We start from the raw sequence: 16,749 nt of genomic DNA, 5'->3' as shown, positions 1-16,749 counted from the left end.
TTCCTTATATGCTGTGTCAGGCCGAATGTTGACCCGAGATCCAGGTTTCGGTCACTTCGATGCCGTCGTTGATGTGAACGAGATCGGCACGCATTCCCGGCGTTAAGTGACCCCGATCCGTAAGCCGCAGGAAACGGGCGGGATAGGAGGTCGCCATGCGCAGGGCTTCCGCCAATGGCAGTTCGAGAATATTGACGCCATAGCGGATGGTCGAGGCCATATCGACATCGGATCCGGCAAGCGTGCCGTCATCGAGCGTCAGTTTGGAACAATAGCCTCCCTCGGTGCGATAGACCGTGCGTCCATTCAGCGTGAAACTCGGCAGATCGGTGCCGACGAGCGACATGGCGTCGGTAACGAAAAACAGGCGGCCTTCACCGCGCTTGGCGCGCAGCGCGACCCTGAGCGCCGTCGGCTCCACGTGATGACCATCGGCGATGATGCCGCACCAGGGGGCGGGGTGATCGATCGCTGCGCCGACGAGACCGGGCGCGCGATGGCCCATCTGGCTCATGGCATTGAAAAGATGGGTAACGCCGCGCGCGCCGGCATCGAAGCGCGCATTGGCGGCTTCCGCCGTGCAATCGCTATGGCCGATGCTGACGATGACGCCGCCTTCGGCGAGCGCCTGCACCTGCCGCTCGGTGACCTGCTCGGCCGCAATCGTCACCAGCAAGGTGCCGATCGCCTCACGGGCACGGATGAAAGTCTTGACGTCGCTGTCTTCGACCGGGCGCATCAGTTCGGCGAGATGCGCACCCTTGCGGGCCGGTGCCAGATGCGGGCCTTCCAGATGCAGGCCGGCGACGCCGCGATTGGCTTTCACGGCTTCGACAGCCGCTTCGATCGCTGCAGTAGTCGCGGCTGCGACATCGGTGATGAGCGTCGGCAGCACCGATGTCGTGCCGTAGGGACGATGGCCCTCGGCAATCCTATACATGGACGCGGGCGAGGGCTCGTCATTCAGCATGCGGCCGCCGCCGCCGTTGACCTGCGCGTCGATAAAGCCCGGAGAGAGGACGCCGCCTTTCAGCTGAATGGTCTCCGCGTTATCGGGGACATCATTCGCTCCGGTGATCGCATGGATACGGCCGTTGCCGATCACCAATGCGCTATCGTCGTGAAACCGGTCGCCATCGAAGATACGGGCGCCGGTAAAGACCTTGTAGTCCATCACATGGTCTCCGTTACCTTGAGAAGATTAGCCGGTTTGTCCGGATCGAAGCCCTTGCGGCGGGTCACCGACTCGATGAGGCGATAGTAGCACAGCAGCGATACCAGCGGATCGAGCAGGCCATTCCCCGTGGTCGGCATGCGCAGGTTGATGCCGGCAAGCGGCGCGGTCGAGAAGGAGACGGCGGTGGCCCCGAGCTTCTGGAGCCGTTCCAGCGCCTTGGCATTGTTGGCGAAGGCGGCATCATCGGGCGAGAAGGCGACGATCGGGAAGCCCGGCTGCACGAGGCGCATCGGGCCATGCATGAGTTCGGCCAATGAGAAGGCTTCGGCATGAAGGCCGGCGGTCTCCTTGGCCTTCAAAGCCGCTTCAAGGGCAATGGCGAAAGCCGGGCCGCGGCCGCCGGTATAGAGCGAGGAGGCGTCGAAGAGCACATCTTCGGCCGCACGGCCGTCGATGCCGGAGGTGGCGGCAAGCGCTTCCGGCAATTTGGCAAGGCCATCGATCAGCGCCTTGTCTTGCCATACCGCAGCCGTGACACCGGCAAGAGCGGCAACCGAGGCGATGAAGGATTTGGTCGCGGCGACGCTCTGTTCCTTGCCGGCGTTGAGGCCGAGCACGATGTCGGCTTCCCTGGCAAGGGGGCTGTCTGTGACGTTGACGACGGCGATCGTGGTGGCGCCACCCTTCTTGGCGGCGGCCTGCATGGCGATAATGTCGGGGCTGCCGCCGGATTGGGAGACCGTGAAGTGAATGCCGCCCTTCAGGTGCAGCGGAGCGCCATAAACGGAAGCGATCGACGGGCCGACCGAGGCGACCGGGATGCCGCAGGAGATTTCGAACAAATACTTGAAGAAAGTGGCGGCATGGTCGGAGGAGCCGCGCGCCGCCGTCGTGATCAGCGATGGACGGCCGGTCGAGAAGAGCTTCGCGATTTCGGCAAAGGCGGGCTTTTCCTTTTCCAGCAGGGTTGCAACCACCTCAGGCGATTGGCCGGCTTCCGCCAACATCAGGGATTGGGTCTCGCTCATAGGTCATCTCCAATTCTCAATTCAGCAACAAAATCGTAGGCATCGCCGCGGTAATGCGAGCGGGTATATTCAACGACGCGCTGATCCGCGAGGCGGGAGACGCGTTCGATCAGAAGTGCCGGCGCCCCGGCCTTCACGGTCAGGATCGATGCGGATGTCGGGTCGAGTGTCACGGCGGTCAGCCTCTGCTGGGCGCGCACTGGCTTGAAGCCTTTGGCCGCCAGAGCGTCGTAAAGCGATCCCTCGGATATGGCCTCTTCACCGAGGAACTTGATGGGAACGACGGCACGCTCGATGGCGAGCGGCTGGCCGTCCGCCAAGCGCAATCGGTCGAGACGCAGCACGGGTTCATCAAGGCCGAGGCCCAGCAGGAAGGATTCCTCCGGCGCGGGCGCACTGACGGTGCGGGACAGGATGCGCGCTGCCGGTTCGCGGCCGCGCGATCGCATGTCTGCGGAAAAGGAGGAGAGGCGCCAGAGTGGCTGCTCAATGCGCTCCACATGCTGCGAGACGAAGGTGCCGCTGCCGTGACGGGATTCGATGACGCCTGAAGTGAGCAGGTCGCGATAGGCCGTTCGCACGGTAACGCGGCCGATTTCCAGTGCGCTGGCGAGATCTCGCTCGCCCGGAAGTGCCGTGCCCGGTTTCAGCAGGCCCTCTTGGATCAGACCCGTCAGCGCTTGTGCCAGGCGCTTGTACAGCGGCCCGCTCCCGGTCCCGTCGCCGAGGCCGCGATTGTTCAATTCGGCTATCAAACTGGTTCTATCCATGGCTGTCATATAGAACCTATTTAGAACCAATTCACAAGGTGAATCTATCCGCAGTGCAAAAAGAATCGGCCGGGCGCTTTGGACGCCCGGCCGATATTTTCAAGTGAGCAGGCATCCCCGACCTAGTTCTTGGTGAAGATGTAATCCGTTTCCTGCCGCAATACCTCGCCCGGGCGGAGCACGGCATTGGGGAAGCCTTCGTGGTTGATGGCATCGGGCCAGACCTGCGTTTCCAGGCAGAAGCCGGCAAACGGGCCGATCTTACGGCCGTCATGGCCGGGCACCGGCACGTCCAGCTTGAAGCCGGCATAGAATTGCACGCCGGGCTCGGTGGTGCGCACTTCGAGCGAGACGCCGGAATTGACGCTGCGGGCGAGCACGACGGAGCGCTTGGCGGTGCGCTCGCCGGAGAGGCAGAAATTGTGATCGTAGAGCGCCTGCTCGCTGCCTTCGAAACGCTTCATCGGCGACATCTCGCGGAAATCGAAGACGGTGTCTTCGACGGAGCGGATTTCGCCGGTCGGGACCTGTTTGTCGTCGGTCGGCGTATAGTGATCGGCGGCGATCATGATGTCGTGGCCGAGCGCATCGTCGCGGCCGTCGAGGTTGAAATAGGCGTGCTGGCAGACATTGGCGAGCGTCGGCTGATCGGTGGTCGATTCGTATGTGACCGACAATTCGCCATTGCCATGGACCCAATAGGTTGCCTGGATCGTGCAATTGCCGGGATAGCCGGCGCGGCCGTCGGGATCGACAATCTTCAGTACGACACGGTCGGTATCGTGCTCGACGATGGTCCAATTGCGCTTGGCGATATTGTCCTTGCCGCCATGCAGATGAGTGACGCCCTTTTCATTGAGCTCCAGCTGATACTGCTTGCCGTCAAGCGTGAAGCGGCCGCCGCCGATGCGGTTGGCGCAGCGCCCGGGCGTGGCGCCGAAATAGGAGGAGTGGAGGGGATAATCGGCAAAATTGTCGAAGCCGAGCAGGAGCGAGGGCTCGTGTCCGTCAAGACGCAGATCCTGAATGACCGCGCCCCATGACATGATATGCGCCGTCAGGCCGCCACCGACGATCTTGACGCGATAGACGGTATCCCCATCCGCCGTCGTCCCAAAATGTTCCCGCTGCAAAGTGCTTTCCGTCATATCAGCTCATCCATTGCTTTGAATATGTGAGGCCAGACCCTGCCTCCATTCGCGCCGTTCCGCAACCGGTCAGAGGGCGAAATTTAGGAGCGTGAGGAGAGGGGACAAGGTACTGTCCGGCTTTCGCGACGCTACGCTGCACTGGAAGTATGCAATGCCTGTGACAGAACCGCCGATTCTGTAACGGCCCCTCACCCTAGCCCTCTCCCGCTTGCGGGGAGAGGGGCCGACAGAGGCCAGTTAATCGCATTCTGATCGGAGAGAGGCGCGCTATAGAGCCCCCTCTCCCCGCGCGGGGAGAGGGTTGGAGTGAGGGGCCATGCACGAAGGTGCAGGGGGACGGTGGGCGCTCGACTATTGGCAAACCCGAACTGATCCACTTAGCGCGACAGCTCCTTCGTCGCCCTCTCCAATCCGCCGAGGGTCAGGGGATACATGCGGTCGCTCATCAGCCGGCGGATCATCGAGATCGAGGTCGCATAGCCCCAATAGTTTTCCGGCACGGGGTTGATCCAGACGCATTTGCGGAAATGGCCTGTCATGCGATTGAGCCACGCCTCGCCGGCCTCCTTGTTCCAATGCTCTACCGAGCCACCGACTTGAGTGATCTCGTAGGGGCTCATGGAGGCATCGCCGACGAAGGCGACACGGTAGTCGGGGCCGAAGGTGCGGATCAGGTCGGTCGTCGCGGTGATGTCGGTGCGCCGGCGGCGATTGTCCTTCCACACACCTTCGTAGAGGCAATTGTGGAAGTAGAAATACTCCATGTGGCGAAACTCTGATCGCGCGGCGGAAAAAAGTTCTTCCACGACGCGGATATGATCGTCCATCGAGCCGCCGACATCGAAGAACATCAGCAGCTTGACGGCGTTGCGGCGTTCCGGCTGTGTCTGGACATCGAGATAGCCATGCTCGGCAGTGGAGCGGATGGTGCCGGAAAGATCGAGTTCCTCGGCTGCCCCCGCGCGCACCCAGCGGCGCAGGCGCTTCAGCGCTACCTTGATGTTGCGGGTGCCAAGCTCTACGCCATCGTCGAGATTCCTGAAGTCGCGCCGATCCCAGACCTTGACTGCGCGGCGGTGGCGCGAAGTTTCCTGGCCGATGCGCACGCCTTCGGGATTGTAGCCGTAAGCGCCAAAGGGCGAAGTGCCTGATGTGCCGATCCATTTCGAGCCGCCCTGGTGCCGGCCCTTCTGTTCGCCCAGCCGCTCGCGCAGCGTCTCCATCAGCTTGTCGAAGCCGCCGAGTGCCTCGATCTGCCGTCTTTCCTCTTCGCTCAGATGCCGCTCGGCGAGTTTGCGCAGCCATTCTTCGGGAATGGTTGCCGGCTCTACCGCTTCTTCGTCGGCATTGCCGCCGATCGCCTCGACGCCGCGGAAGTAATCGGCGAAGATCTGGTCGAAACGGTCGATGAAGCGCTCGTCCTTGATCAGCGTCGCGCGCGCCAGATAGTAGAAGGCTTCAACGTCCCAATCGGCAATCCCTTCCTCCATTCCCTCAAGCAGCGACAGGAATTCCCGGAGCGTTACCGGCACCTTCGCTTGCCTCAGCTTCAGGAAGAAGGGAATGAACAAGCCTCAAGTCCTTTCCTGGCCGATCTCCTCCAGATCATACGGCGTGGTCTGGTAGATCTCGTTGATCCAGTTGCCGAAGAACAGGTGCGCGTGGCTGCGCCACCGGTTCTGCGGCGGGATTTCCGGGTCGTTATGCGGGAAGTAGTTGTGCGGCATCTTGATCGGCACGCCGGCATTCACATCCCGAAAATATTCGTCCGCCAGCGAGGTGGAATCATACTCCACGTGATTGAACATGTAGAGCCGGTTACAAACGCGCTCGTGCACGAGGCAGACGCCCATCTCGCTCGAATCCATCAGGATCTGCAGGCCGGGCACTTTTTCGATGTCGGCACGGCGCACTTCGGTCCAGCGCGACACCGGAATGGCGAAATCGTCGGAAAAGCCGTTGAGATAGACCGAGGAGGGTTTCAAATTCTGGTGGCGATAGACGCCGAACGCCTTCTCCGTGAGGGTGTATTTCGGCACCTTGTGGAAATGGTAGATCGCCGCCATCGCGCCCCAGCAGACGTTCAGCGTCGAATGGACGTTGGTCGCCGTCCAGTCGAAGATCTGCTGCATCTCCTGCCAATAGGTGACGTCCTCATATTCGAGCAGCTCGATCGGCGCACCGGTGATGATGAAGCCGTCGAATTTACGGTGCTTCACCTCTTCCCAGGTCTGATAGAAGGCAAGCAGATGATCCTCGGAGGTGTTTTTCGCCTTGTGGCCGCCAACGCGCACCAGGGAGAACTCCACCTGCAGCGGCGATGCGCCGACCAGGCGCGCCATCTGGATCTCGGTCTTGATCTTGTTCGGCATGAGGTTGAGAAGCCCGATCTGAAGGGGGCGGATATCCTGACGGAACGCCACCGTTTCGGTCATCACCCGCACACCCTCGCTCTGGAGGGTTTCAAACGCGGGGAGCGTATCGGGAATCTTGATGGGCATCGGGTTCACTCGCAAATACAAAAAAACCGGCCGCGATCATGAATCGCTACCGGTCCGCACGCGGCCCTTTAGCGACTTATTTAACGTGGCTGCAAGCCGGCCGGCCAAATCACCACGAGAGAAATTCAATAGACCTGACATCTCGGCTGGTCAATGGGCAAGCGCCGGCGAAACCGGGAGGCCCGGCCTGGAGGCGCGATGCGCCCTACAGATGTTCAAGGAGGGCTTCCATGCCGTAACCGAGGCGCTGCCTGGCGGCCTCGATCGCTAGCCAGAAGAAGCGGAAGCCAATCGGGCCGCCACCATCGAAAGGCGTCATTTCATAGTGGAGCCAAGTGGCGGGCGCCCGCTCAGAGATGCGGCAGCGGAAATAGTGCCGCTGGTGATAGTATTCGCGGCCGTTCTTTTCGAAACGGTAGTCGTGGACGCCCAGCGGATGGAGTTCGTGTGGCGCAAAGCCGGTCTCCTCCTCGAATTCGCGTGCCGCCGCTGCCACGATATCCTCGCCGGATTCGACGGTGCCGCCAGGGACCTGGAGCTGGACGGCGGGAAAATCCGGCTCATCGAATACCAGCAGATGCCGGTCGCGCAGCGCGTAGATCAGGACCTTCACGGCATCCCGCTGCATTACTTTCCTTGCCCGCGGGCCATGAAGGCCAGCCGTTCGAAAAGGTGCACATCCTGCTCGTTCTTCAGAAGCGCGCCATGCAGTTTCGGCAATATGCTCTTTGCATCGGCGCGCAGCGTCTCCGGATCGATATCGTCTGCGACCAGCAGGCGGATCCAGTCGAGCGCTTCGGAGGTCGAGGGCTTCTTCTTCAGGCCCGGCACCTCGCGGATTTCGAAGAATTGCGTCAGCGCCGCCTGCACGAGCGACTGCTTGATGCCGGGATAATGCACCTCGACGATACGCTTCAGCGTCTCCATGTCGGGGAAGCGGATATAGTGGAAGAAACAGCGGCGCAGAAAGGCGTCCGGCAGTTCCTTCTCATTGTTCGACGTGATGATGACGATCGGGCGGACGACGGCCCGGATCGTCTCGGCGGTTTCGTAGACATGGAACTCCATGCGATCCAGTTCCTGCAGGAGATCGTTGGGGAATTCGATATCGGCCTTGTCGATCTCGTCGATCAGCAGCACGCATTTCGTCGGCGAGGTGAAGGCCTGCCAAAGCTTGCCCTGCCTGATATAGTTGCCTATGTCGTGAACTCTGACGTCGCCGAGCTGGCTGTCGCGCAGGCGTGAGACCGCGTCATATTCGTAGAGGCCCTGCTGGGCCTTCGTCGTCGATTTGACATTCCATTCGATCAGATCGAGACCGAGCGCGGCGGCCACCTGGCGTGCGAGTTCGGTCTTGCCCGTACCCGGTTCGCCCTTCACCAGAAGTGGGCGTTCCAGTCTTATGGCGGCATTGACGGCGACCATCAGATCCTTGTCGGCGATATAGTCGGCGGTTCCCTGAAATTGCATCGGAAGGCTTTCTCAATCTTTCGAGCGCAGGCTAATTGCTGGCCTTATTCGGTTCAAGACGCGAAACCGTGTATATAGGAATGTGATCCCACCGATCTATTGCAAGGGTGGACATGAGGGCGGCTCATGATTAACTGACGGGACGCGTGGCAGGGAAGTGCTGATGGCAGTTGATACGCAAGCCAAGCCGAATGTGCAGGGGAACGAACAGGTCGGATACGATTTGAGCCTCTTCTTTCGGTTGAGGATGATGTTTTCCGCGTTCTGGAATTCGCCGGTCCGCATCAAGCTCATTATCCTTGTCGTCGCGCTTTTCGCAATCATCCTGGTCACGGCCTACGTCCAGGTGCTGCTGAACAACTGGAACGCGCCTTTCTACGATTCGCTGGCGAGACGCGATATTTCCGCTTTCTTCCATCAGCTCGGCGTCTTCGGCATCATCGCCGGTTCGCTGCTGGTTCTTAACGTCATCCAGGCTTGGCTCAACCAGATGACCGCGCTCTACATGCGCGAGGGTCTGGCGCGTGACCTCGTCAATCAATGGCTGCAGGCCAAGCGCGCGCTTCGGCTTGCCTCTTCCGGACTGATCGGCGTCAATCCTGACCAGCGCCTCCATGAGGACGCCCGCAACCTCGCAGAAAGCACGACCGGGCTCGCCATCGGCCTTGTGCAGGCGACGATCCTGCTGCTGAGCTTCATCGGCGTGCTCTGGGAGCTTTCCAGCGGCATGGTATTCAAGCTCAACGGCATGAATTTTGCCATTCCCGGCTACATGGTATGGGCGGCGATCCTCTATGCCGGATCGGCATCGTTCCTCAGCCAATTCGTCGGCCGCCGCCTCGTGCGGCTGAATGCGGATCGCTATTCGAAAGAGGCCGAACTGCGCTTTGCGCTCATGCATGCCAACGAGCATATGCCGGCGATCACGATTGCCGGCGGCGAGGAGAACGAGCGCCGGCGGATCAATCTCGATATATCGGCCGTGCTTGCCGTCATCCGTCAGCTTGCCATCGCCAATACCAATCTCACCTGGGTGTCGGCCGGCTACGGCTGGCTGGTGCTGATCATCCCGATCCTCGTTGCCGCGCCCGCCTATTTCTCCGGCGGCCTGACCTTCGGTCAGCTGATGGTGGCGGTCGGCGCCTTCAATCAGGTCAATTCGGCGCTGCGCTGGTATGTCGCCAATTTCGGCCCGATCGCCGAATGGCGCGCGACGCTGATGCGCGTGACCGATTTCCGCAAGGCGCTGACGGAAATGGAGGACAAGACGCCGATGCCGCACACCCTCGTCTTCGACAAGGCGGCACCTGGGACGATGGTTTGGACCGATCTGGAAGTTTCGACGAAGACCAGTGACGAGGCGACCGAAAACGGCTTCCGGATCGCGGAGGGCACGGTGACGATCAATGCCGGAGAGCATGTCATGATCAATGGCGATCATGGCGTAAACCGCAGGCTGCTGTTCGAGGTGCTGGCGCATCAGTGGTACAGCGGCTCCGGCACGGTCAGCCTGCCGCCGATGGAGGATATGCTGTTCGTGCCGCATACGCCCTATGTGCCGACCGGCACGCTCAAGGAAGCAATCTGTTTCCCGGATGATCCCGACGCCTACGACGATGCAGCCGTCGAATCCGTCATCGACAAGGTGGGGCTCGGCCGGCTGAAGAGCCGCCTCGATATGCAAGCCCGCTGGGATCGATTGCTCGATACCGAAGAGCAGAAAGCCGTCGGTTTTGCGCATCTGCTGCTCGCGAAGCCGAAATGGATCGTCTTCGACGATGCCATGGACGGGCTTGAGGCTGAGGTTCAGGCAAAGGCCTTTGCTCTGCTCACCGAACTGGAGGGTGCGACCCTGATCTACATCGGACGCTCCGATGCCTTCATGCAGGCCATGTCGCCGCGCGTCCTGCATCTGCTGGCCCTGGCTCCGCATGAGCACAGCACCGATATGCAAACGCCTTCCGAAATTGCCGGTGCGATACAGGCGGACGAGAAAAGGGCCAGCGCTCCGTAACGCGGCAGGATACGTCTTCGCGTGGCCGCTCCGGCTACAACCGCCCGAAACGAAAAACGCCTCGTCACCGGGACGAGGCGTTTTCAAGGCGGAGAGACGTTGATCGCTTAGTCCTTGGCGCGCTCGACGTAGGAATTGTCTTCCGTCGCGATGACGACGCGGGTGCCGGCGTTGATGTGCGGCGGCACCATGGTGCGCACGCCGTTCGACAGCATGGCCGGCTTGTAGGAGGACGATGCCGTCTGGCCCTTGACGACCGGTTCGGTCTCGGTGATCTCAAGCGTCACGTGGCGCGGCAGTTCAATTGCCAGCGGAACGCCCTCGTGGATCGACAGGATGCAGGTCATGCCTTCCTGGAGGTAGGCTTTCTGGTCGCCCATGGTTTCGACATCGACGACGACCTGGTCGTAGGTGGCCGGGTTCATGAAGTGGAAGCCTTCGCCGTCTTCATAAAGATACTGGAAGTTCACATCTTCGACGAAGGCGCGCTCGACCTGCTCGGTGGTGCGCCAGCGCTCGGACACCTTTACGCCGTCGACGATGCGGCGCATGTCGACCTGGGTGACCGGAGTGCCCTTGCCCGGATGAAAGTTCTGAGCGGTGAGAACGACGTAGAGCTTGCCGTCTACGTCGAGAACGTTGCCCTTGCGGACCGAAGAGGCGATGACCTTGACCATAAGACTTCCTTGTAACGCTGCGTTTTGCGTCGTAGAGGGACTGTCGAAATGCTCTCCGAGACGCAGCAATTGTTTGCTTGGGGGCGCAACTACCCTAAATCAATGGAAATTGCCACCCCCTTGCGTGGCTCGTGTCACGAAGAAAGCCAGGAATGAAGCCAAAGACGAGCAAAGCGTCCCCTTGGTGGACCCGCAATGTCCATGCGGACCGGCGGCCGTTCCTCATCGGCCGCAATGCCATTCAGGCTGCATTGCGCGTTTTCTTTGCGCGCAACGACTTCATCGAGGTGGATACGGCGACCCTACAGGTGTCGCCCGGTAACGAGGCGCATCTGCACGCATTCGAAACCGAAGCGCTGAGGACCGACGGCAAAGCGCTGCCGCTTTATCTGCATACCTCGCCGGAATTCGCATGCAAGAAGCTGCTTGCGGCGGGCGAGGAGCGTATCGCCTGTTTTGCCCATGTCTACCGCAATCGCGAGCGCGGACCTTTGCATCATCCGGAGTTCACCATGCTCGAATGGTACCGGGCAGGGGAAGGTTATGAGGTCCTGATGGCCGATTGCGCCGCAATACTGGGGCTTGCGGCGGAGACGGTCGGGGCGAAAAAATTCAGCTATCGCGGCGCCGAAACCGATCCGTTCCTGCCGCCCGAGCGCATCAGCGTGGCGGCCGCTTTCGAACGCTATGCCGGCATCGATCTATTTGCCTCTATCGGTCTCGACGGATCGACGGATCGTGAGCGTCTGGCGGCAGATATGCGCCAGGCTGGCATTCGCGTTGCCAACGACGATCTGTGGCAGGATCTTTTCAGCCGGGTGCTGGTCGAGAAAATCGAGCCTAACCTTGGCTTCGGCCGCGTCACGATCCTTGACGAATATCCTGTCTCCGAGGCAGCCCTTGCGCGGCCATCGGCGAGCGATCATCGCGTCGCCGAGCGTTTCGAGCTCTATGCCTGCGGTGTCGAACTTGCCAATGCCTTCGGCGAATTGACCAATGCCGAGGAGCAGCGGCGACGCTTCGAGATCGAGATGGCGGAAAAGCAGCGCGTCTATGGCGAGACCTATCCGCTGGACGAGGAGTTTCTGCAGGCGCTTGCCGTCATGCCTGAGGCAAGCGGCATCGCGCTTGGCTTCGACCGGCTCGTGATGTTGGCAACCGGCGCCTCGCGGATCGAACAGGTACTGTGGGCACCGGTTGCGGAGTATGACGCATGAATGCGATGCGCCCGATCCGGACCATCGGCGAACTTGAGCGCGCCGGATTGATCGACGGCGATCAGGCGGTTGCGCTTGAAGCGGTCGCGGAGCGCTATGCCGTCGCTCTGACGCCGACCGTCATGCGCCTCATCGATCCCGTGGATCCAGCTGATCCCATCGCCCGACAGTTCGTGCCTGATGCGGCGGAACTCATCGTTACTCCGGATGAGCGCGCCGATCCGATCGGCGATCGCGCGCACAGCCCCGTCGAAGGCATCGTGCACCGCTATCCGGATCGCGTACTGCTGAAGGCCGTGCATGTCTGCCCGGTCTATTGCCGTTTCTGCTTCCGCCGCGAAATGGTCGGCCCTCAAGGGTTGGGCACGCTGGATGGCGAGGCGCTGGATGGCGCCTTTGCCTACATCCGCGATCATCGGGAAATCTGGGAGGTCATCCTCACCGGCGGCGATCCGCTGGTGCTGTCTCCGCGGCGTCTCGAAGAGATCCTGAGACAGCTTGCCGGCATCGAGCACGTGAAGATCGTCCGCTTCCATACGCGCATCCCGGTCGTCGATCCCTTGCGGGTCGATACCGCGTTGATCACGGCGCTGAAGGCGAGTGGCAAGACCATCTATGTGGCGCTGCATGCCAACCATCCGCGGGAGATGACGGAGGAGGCGCGCGCTGCCTGCGCCCGGCTGATCGATGCGGGGATCGTGCTCGTCAGCCAGTCGGTTCTTCTCAAGGGCGTCAACGACGAGCCGGAGGTGCTGGCGGCGCTGATGAAGGCTTTCGTCGAAACGCGGGTGAAACCCTACTATCTGCATCACCCCGACCTTGCGCCTGGCACCAGCCATTTCCGCCTGACGATCGCCGAAGGGCAAGCAATTGTCGCGGCCCTGCGCGGCCGCATTTCCGGCCTTTGCCAGCCGACCTATATTCTCGATATTCCCGGCGGCCACGGCAAGGCCGACATCGGTCAAAGCTCGGTTCGCGAGTTGGGCGAAGGTTGCTATTCGATTTCGGATTATCGTGGCGGCGAACATATCTATGCGCCGGAGGCTTAGCGGCCGCAGCGCAAGCCTATAATTTACTGACGCTCTGATTGTGATGGTGTTTTTCGAATAAACGCTGTGGCGAATTCCGGCACGTTAACCGTCTCGGGACCTGCGGCTTTCCAAAAAGAACCGCGTCTTAATATTAGACATATATAATATCAATGCGCGCGCTGCGATTTAGATGACTTACGGTTGGTAAATTTCAATCGGAAAAGTTTATAATATAACAATTTTCCATCAAGTATAAGTTGTTTTTATTTACCACGTCGCTTAGCGGAATGTTCTATTTTGCCTGTTACTTCTCGGCGAAGGATAAGACCGCGTAACTGCGGTTATGCTTGCCAATGCCAGAAGGAACTAGACTATGAACAAGACGATTCGCGATTTGCTGGCCAAGTTCGGGGCGCTTCCTGTTGCTGTCGATCAGATCGAAGATGATGCCGATCTCTACGCGACGGGGCTGTCTTCTTTCGCTTCCGTACAATTGATGCTCGGCATCGAAGAAGCCTTCGACATCGAATTTCCCGACAATCTGCTGAACCGCAAATCCTTCGCCAGCATCGCCGCGATCGAAAGAACCGTCGGCATGATCCTGGACAGCAGAAAGGTCGCCTGATGACTGCGGCGATCGCTCTACTCGAGGTTGGGACGGGCGAGGGAGCGGCTGTTCGTGCCGCCCGCGTCGCAGCGATCGCCAGCCAACACGCCGATGCCGTCGATGCCGAAGGCCGGTTCCCCCGCGAAGCAGTCGACGCGATGCGCGCCGAAAAGCTGCTCTCCATCCAGATCCCCACCGATCTTGGCGGTGAGGGCGCGTCGATGACCGAAATCGCCGAGCTCTGCTCGATCCTCGGTCAGGCCTGCGCCGCCAGCGCCATGGTCTTTGCCATGCATCAGATCAAGCTTTCGAGCCTGGTCGAGCACGGCGCCGACAGCGACTGGCATCGCGACTTCATGCGCCGCATTGCCAGGGAGCAGCTGCTGCTCGCCTCGGCGACGACCGAGGGCGGGATCGGCGGCAATCTGCGCAACAGCATCTGCGCTATTAAGGTCGAAGGCGATACCTGCTATCTCGAAAAGGATGCGACCGTCATTTCCTACGGCGCCCATGCCGACGCCATCCTGATCACCTCGCGCAGCCATGCCGAGGCCGCCTCTTCCGATCAGGTGCTGACCTGCTTCCTGAAAGATCAGTACGAGCTCAAGCGCACGGTCGAGTGGAATACGCTCGGCATGCGCGGCACCTGCTCGGACGGCTTCCTGTTCAAGGGCGAGGCGCCGGCCAAGCAGATCCTGCCGAAGCCGTTTGCCGAAATCGCCGCACAGTCGATGCTCGCAAGCTCGCACCTGCTGTGGAGCGGTGTGTGGTATGGCATTGCCGCCGACGCCGTTTCCCGTGCGCAGGCTTTCGTCCGCGCCGCCGCACGCAAGTCTCCCGGCGCGCCGCCGCCCGGCGCGCTGCGTCTCGCCGAAGCTTCCAGCATGCTGCAGATGGTGAAATCCAATGTGGTTGCCGGGCTGAAGGCCTATGAGGAGGCGAAGCTCGATGCGGACCGCCTGTCGTCGATGGCTTTTGCCGTCGCGATGAACAACGTCAAGATCGCGTCGTCGGAGATGATCCTGCCGATCATCAACCATGCGATGCTGATCTGCGGCATCATGGGCTACAAGAACGGTACGCCCTACAGCCTCGGCCGCCACCTGCGCGACGCGCACTCGGCGCAATTGATGATCTCGAATGACCGCATTCTCGGCAATACGTCGACCATGCTGCTCGTCCACAAACAAGATACCAGCCTGTTGGGGTAACCGTCATGGATATGCAAACATCGTTTCTCGACCGTCTTTTCGATTCCGGTCTCCTGATCGACACCGGCGTTGACGGCCTCTATGGCCGCAGCGGCCAGTTCGAAGACGTGATTTCCGCTTTCGAGCGCTTGATCGACAAGTTTGGCGGCGCCGATGGCGCCGAGGCTATCCGCTTTCCGCCCGGCATGAACCGCGCCTTCTTCGAAAAGAGCGGCTATATGAAAAGCTTCCCGCAGCTGGCCGGCACGGTGCACAGCTTCTGCGGCAGCGAACTCGACCATATGAGCCTGCTGAAATGCATGGAAGTCGGCGACGACTGGACGAAAGACCAGCAGGCGACCGATATCGTGCTGACGCCCGCCGCCTGCTATCCGCTCTATCCGACGGTTGCAAAGCGCGGCTCCATTCCGGAAGACGGCGCGCTCTACGATCTGCAGTCCTATTGCTTCCGCCACGAGCCCTCCAAGGACCCAGCCCGCCAGCAGCTGTTCCGCATGCGCGAATATGTCTGCATGGGCAGCGAAAAGCATGTGACGGATTTCCGCCAGAGTTGGATGGACCGCGGCGTCGAGATGATGAAGGCAGTCGGCCTCGACGTGACCATCGATGTCGCCAACGACCCATTCTTCGGTCGGGCCGGCAAGATGCTCGCCAACAACCAGCGCGACCAGAACCTGAAGTTCGAGCTGCTGATCCCGATCACTTCGACCGCCAAGCCGACCGCCTGCATGAGCTTCAACTATCATCAGGATGCCTTCGGCACGAAGTGGGGCCTGAACTTCGCCGATGGCCGCGTCGTGCACACAGCCTGCGTCGGCTTCGGCCTGGAGCGCATTGCGCTGGCGCTGTTCCATACGCATGGTCTCGACGTCAAGGAATGGCCCGAGAGCGTGCGCAAGGCGCTGTGGGGCTGATCGCTTCCATGGCTTCCGTATTTCAGGGATTGGATCCCGCCGCCTACAAGCCGCATGCGCTGCACGACAGCGAGCGCATGTGGCCCGAGACGAACTGCTATATCGATCTCTGGATCGAGGTGCTTTCGAGCCTGAAGCTGCCGCCGGAAGCCATGCTCGGCTTTACGCTGACACAGGATTTCGAGGGCGACCAGTTCACCTTCTTCAAGGTGCCGCTCGAGGATCTCGAAGCGCTCTATGGCGTGCGCTGCACCGAGCTTGCGATCTACGACAAGGTTGAAAATCATGTCGCCGAGCAGATCGGCCGCGGCCGGCTCTGCCTGGTAGAGATGGATTCCTTCTTCATGCCGGATACGCAGGGTGTCGGCTATCGCCGCGAGCACGGCAAGACGACGGTGGCGATCAACCGGCTCGACATGCAGGGCCGCACGCTCGACTATTTCCACAATGGCGGGTTCTTCCAGCTGTCGGGCGAGGATTTCGACGGGCTCTTCCAGCTGCATTTGACGGACGAGGATCTGCCGTTTCTGCCCTATACGGAATTTGCGAAATTTCCGGAGACAGCACCGGCCGAAGCCGCGATCCATGAGACCGCGCGGCAGCTCCTCTCCTTCCATTTCCGACGCCGGCCAAAGGCCAATCCGGTCCGCGCTTTCGCGGAGGTCTTCCCTGCGCAGGTTGAAGCGATTGCCGAACGGCCTTTCGGCTTCTTCCATAAATATGCTTTCAACACGCTGCGTCAGCTCGGTGCCAATTTCGAGCTTGCGGGCAGCCATTTCGATTGGCTCTCGGTTGAAATGTCCGATGCGGCGGCCGAGGCGCGGAAAATTTCCGAGACGGCGAAATCGGTGCAGTTCCAGCTGGCTCGCGCCATCACGCGCAAGAAATTCGAGCCGTTGCGCACGGCGCTTGATCCCGCCGCCGATGCGTGGGATTCCATGATGGGCGAACTCGAACGGAAGCTTTGACCGGCTTTCGTTC

The 16,749-nt window shown here is 60.8% G+C and carries 16 protein-coding genes and 1 riboswitch; of the genes, 7 read left to right on the top strand and 9 right to left on the bottom strand.

Annotated elements, in window-relative coordinates:
• Positions 1 to 16: 16 nt before the first annotated feature.
• The 8 genes from nagA to C7U61_RS18020 all read right to left on the bottom strand — a co-directional run bounded on the left by nagA (position 17) and on the right by C7U61_RS18020 (position 8,097).
• Positions 17 to 1,174, bottom strand: a complete 1,158-nt coding sequence (gene nagA / locus C7U61_RS18055) for an N-acetylglucosamine-6-phosphate deacetylase (protein WP_106999445.1) — start codon at positions 1,172 to 1,174, stop codon at positions 17 to 19.
• Positions 1,174 to 2,205, bottom strand: coding sequence for an SIS domain-containing protein (locus C7U61_RS18050; protein WP_106999444.1), 1,032 nt, complete (start codon positions 2,203 to 2,205; stop codon positions 1,174 to 1,176). Before C7U61_RS18050 ends, nagA begins: the two co-directional genes overlap by 1 nt.
• On the bottom strand, positions 2,202 to 2,975 hold the full coding sequence (locus C7U61_RS18045) for a GntR family transcriptional regulator (RefSeq protein ID WP_106999443.1): 774 nt from the start codon (positions 2,973 to 2,975) through the stop codon (positions 2,202 to 2,204). The genes C7U61_RS18050 and C7U61_RS18045 overlap by 4 nt, the downstream gene beginning before the upstream one ends.
• A 122-nt stretch (positions 2,976 to 3,097) precedes the next feature.
• Positions 3,098 to 4,123 carry an aldose epimerase family protein gene (locus tag C7U61_RS18040; protein WP_106999442.1) on the bottom strand — a complete coding sequence of 342 codons (1,026 nt, stop codon included), beginning with the start codon at positions 4,121 to 4,123 and terminating at the stop codon, positions 3,098 to 3,100.
• A gap of 380 nt (positions 4,124 to 4,503) precedes the next feature.
• On the bottom strand, positions 4,504 to 5,697 hold the full coding sequence (locus C7U61_RS18035) for a VWA domain-containing protein (protein ID WP_106999441.1): 1,194 nt from the start codon (positions 5,695 to 5,697) through the stop codon (positions 4,504 to 4,506).
• Between the two features lie 3 nt (positions 5,698 to 5,700).
• Entirely contained in the window at positions 5,701 to 6,627 is a 927-nt protein-coding gene (metA, locus tag C7U61_RS18030) for a homoserine O-succinyltransferase (RefSeq protein ID WP_106999440.1), read from the bottom strand.
• 48 nt (positions 6,628 to 6,675) lie between these two features.
• A riboswitch (SAM riboswitch) is annotated at positions 6,676 to 6,753 on the bottom strand.
• 79 nt (positions 6,754 to 6,832) lie between these two features.
• On the bottom strand, positions 6,833 to 7,255 hold the full coding sequence (locus C7U61_RS18025) for an NUDIX domain-containing protein (RefSeq protein WP_106999439.1): 423 nt from the start codon (positions 7,253 to 7,255) through the stop codon (positions 6,833 to 6,835).
• Entirely contained in the window at positions 7,255 to 8,097 is an 843-nt protein-coding gene (locus C7U61_RS18020) for a MoxR family ATPase (RefSeq protein WP_106999438.1), read from the bottom strand. Before C7U61_RS18020 ends, C7U61_RS18025 begins: the two co-directional genes overlap by 1 nt.
• A 163-nt stretch (positions 8,098 to 8,260) precedes the next feature.
• On the opposite strand from C7U61_RS18020, the gene C7U61_RS18015 reads away from it, so the two are divergent.
• Positions 8,261 to 10,111: an ABC transporter ATP-binding protein/permease gene (locus tag C7U61_RS18015; protein ID WP_106999437.1), complete on the top strand. Its 1,851-nt coding sequence runs from the start codon at positions 8,261 to 8,263 to the stop codon at positions 10,109 to 10,111.
• 107 nt (positions 10,112 to 10,218) lie between these two features.
• On the opposite strand, the gene efp is transcribed toward C7U61_RS18015, so the two are convergent.
• Positions 10,219 to 10,788, bottom strand: a complete 570-nt coding sequence (gene efp / locus C7U61_RS18010; RefSeq protein WP_106999436.1) for an elongation factor P — start codon at positions 10,786 to 10,788, stop codon at positions 10,219 to 10,221.
• 152 nt (positions 10,789 to 10,940) lie between these two features.
• Between efp and epmA the strand changes: the two genes are divergently transcribed.
• The 6 genes from epmA (at position 10,941) to C7U61_RS17980 (ending at position 16,736) form a co-directional block, all read left to right on the top strand.
• Positions 10,941 to 12,005, top strand: a complete 1,065-nt coding sequence (gene epmA / locus C7U61_RS18005) for an EF-P lysine aminoacylase EpmA (RefSeq protein ID WP_106999435.1) — start codon at positions 10,941 to 10,943, stop codon at positions 12,003 to 12,005.
• On the top strand, positions 12,002 to 13,054 hold the full coding sequence (locus tag C7U61_RS18000) for a lysine-2,3-aminomutase-like protein (RefSeq protein WP_106999434.1): 1,053 nt from the start codon (positions 12,002 to 12,004) through the stop codon (positions 13,052 to 13,054). The genes epmA and C7U61_RS18000 overlap by 4 nt, the downstream gene beginning before the upstream one ends.
• A gap of 355 nt (positions 13,055 to 13,409) precedes the next feature.
• Positions 13,410 to 13,661 (top strand): acyl carrier protein, encoded by a 252-nt coding sequence (locus C7U61_RS17995; protein WP_106999433.1) that lies wholly within the window; start codon positions 13,410 to 13,412, stop codon positions 13,659 to 13,661.
• Positions 13,661 to 14,854, top strand: coding sequence for an acyl-CoA dehydrogenase family protein (locus C7U61_RS17990; RefSeq protein ID WP_106999432.1), 1,194 nt, complete (start codon positions 13,661 to 13,663; stop codon positions 14,852 to 14,854). The genes C7U61_RS17995 and C7U61_RS17990 overlap by 1 nt, the downstream gene beginning before the upstream one ends.
• Before the next feature lie 5 nt (positions 14,855 to 14,859).
• On the top strand, positions 14,860 to 15,768 hold the full coding sequence (locus tag C7U61_RS17985) for an amino acid--[acyl-carrier-protein] ligase (protein ID WP_106999431.1): 909 nt from the start codon (positions 14,860 to 14,862) through the stop codon (positions 15,766 to 15,768).
• A gap of 8 nt (positions 15,769 to 15,776) precedes the next feature.
• Positions 15,777 to 16,736 (top strand): DUF1839 family protein, encoded by a 960-nt coding sequence (locus C7U61_RS17980; protein WP_106999531.1) that lies wholly within the window; start codon positions 15,777 to 15,779, stop codon positions 16,734 to 16,736.
• Positions 16,737 to 16,749 lie beyond the last annotated feature (13 nt).

Origin of the sequence: Rhizobium sp. JAB6 (assembly GCF_003024605.1) — a bacterium.
Lineage (GTDB): Bacteria > Pseudomonadota > Alphaproteobacteria > Rhizobiales > Rhizobiaceae > Rhizobium.
This window is presented reverse-complemented; position numbering and strand designations above follow the sequence as displayed.

Excerpts from the sequence above, each read along its gene's own strand:
- nagA (WP_106999445.1), bottom strand. The coding sequence starts at position 1,174 with ATGGACTACAAGGTCTTTACCGGCGCCCGTATCTTCGATGGCGACCGG.
- C7U61_RS18050 (WP_106999444.1), bottom strand. The coding sequence starts at position 2,205 with ATGAGCGAGACCCAATCCCTGATGTTGGCGGAAGCCGGCCAATCGCCT.
- C7U61_RS18045 (WP_106999443.1), bottom strand. The coding sequence starts at position 2,975 with ATGGATAGAACCAGTTTGATAGCCGAATTGAACAATCGCGGCCTCGGC.
- C7U61_RS18040 (WP_106999442.1), bottom strand. The coding sequence starts at position 4,123 with ATGACGGAAAGCACTTTGCAGCGGGAACATTTTGGGACGACGGCGGAT.
- metA (WP_106999440.1), bottom strand. The coding sequence starts at position 6,627 with ATGCCCATCAAGATTCCCGATACGCTCCCCGCGTTTGAAACCCTCCAG.
- C7U61_RS18025 (WP_106999439.1), bottom strand. The coding sequence starts at position 7,255 with ATGCAGCGGGATGCCGTGAAGGTCCTGATCTACGCGCTGCGCGACCGG.
- C7U61_RS18020 (WP_106999438.1), bottom strand. The coding sequence starts at position 8,097 with ATGCAATTTCAGGGAACCGCCGACTATATCGCCGACAAGGATCTGATG.
- C7U61_RS18015 (WP_106999437.1), top strand. The coding sequence starts at position 8,261 with ATGGCAGTTGATACGCAAGCCAAGCCGAATGTGCAGGGGAACGAACAG.
- efp (WP_106999436.1), bottom strand. The coding sequence starts at position 10,788 with ATGGTCAAGGTCATCGCCTCTTCGGTCCGCAAGGGCAACGTTCTCGAC.
- epmA (WP_106999435.1), top strand. The coding sequence starts at position 10,941 with ATGAAGCCAAAGACGAGCAAAGCGTCCCCTTGGTGGACCCGCAATGTC.
- C7U61_RS18000 (WP_106999434.1), top strand. The coding sequence starts at position 12,002 with ATGAATGCGATGCGCCCGATCCGGACCATCGGCGAACTTGAGCGCGCC.
- C7U61_RS17995 (WP_106999433.1), top strand. The coding sequence starts at position 13,410 with ATGAACAAGACGATTCGCGATTTGCTGGCCAAGTTCGGGGCGCTTCCT.
- C7U61_RS17990 (WP_106999432.1), top strand. The coding sequence starts at position 13,661 with ATGACTGCGGCGATCGCTCTACTCGAGGTTGGGACGGGCGAGGGAGCG.
- C7U61_RS17985 (WP_106999431.1), top strand. The coding sequence starts at position 14,860 with ATGGATATGCAAACATCGTTTCTCGACCGTCTTTTCGATTCCGGTCTC.
- C7U61_RS17980 (WP_106999531.1), top strand. The coding sequence starts at position 15,777 with ATGGCTTCCGTATTTCAGGGATTGGATCCCGCCGCCTACAAGCCGCAT.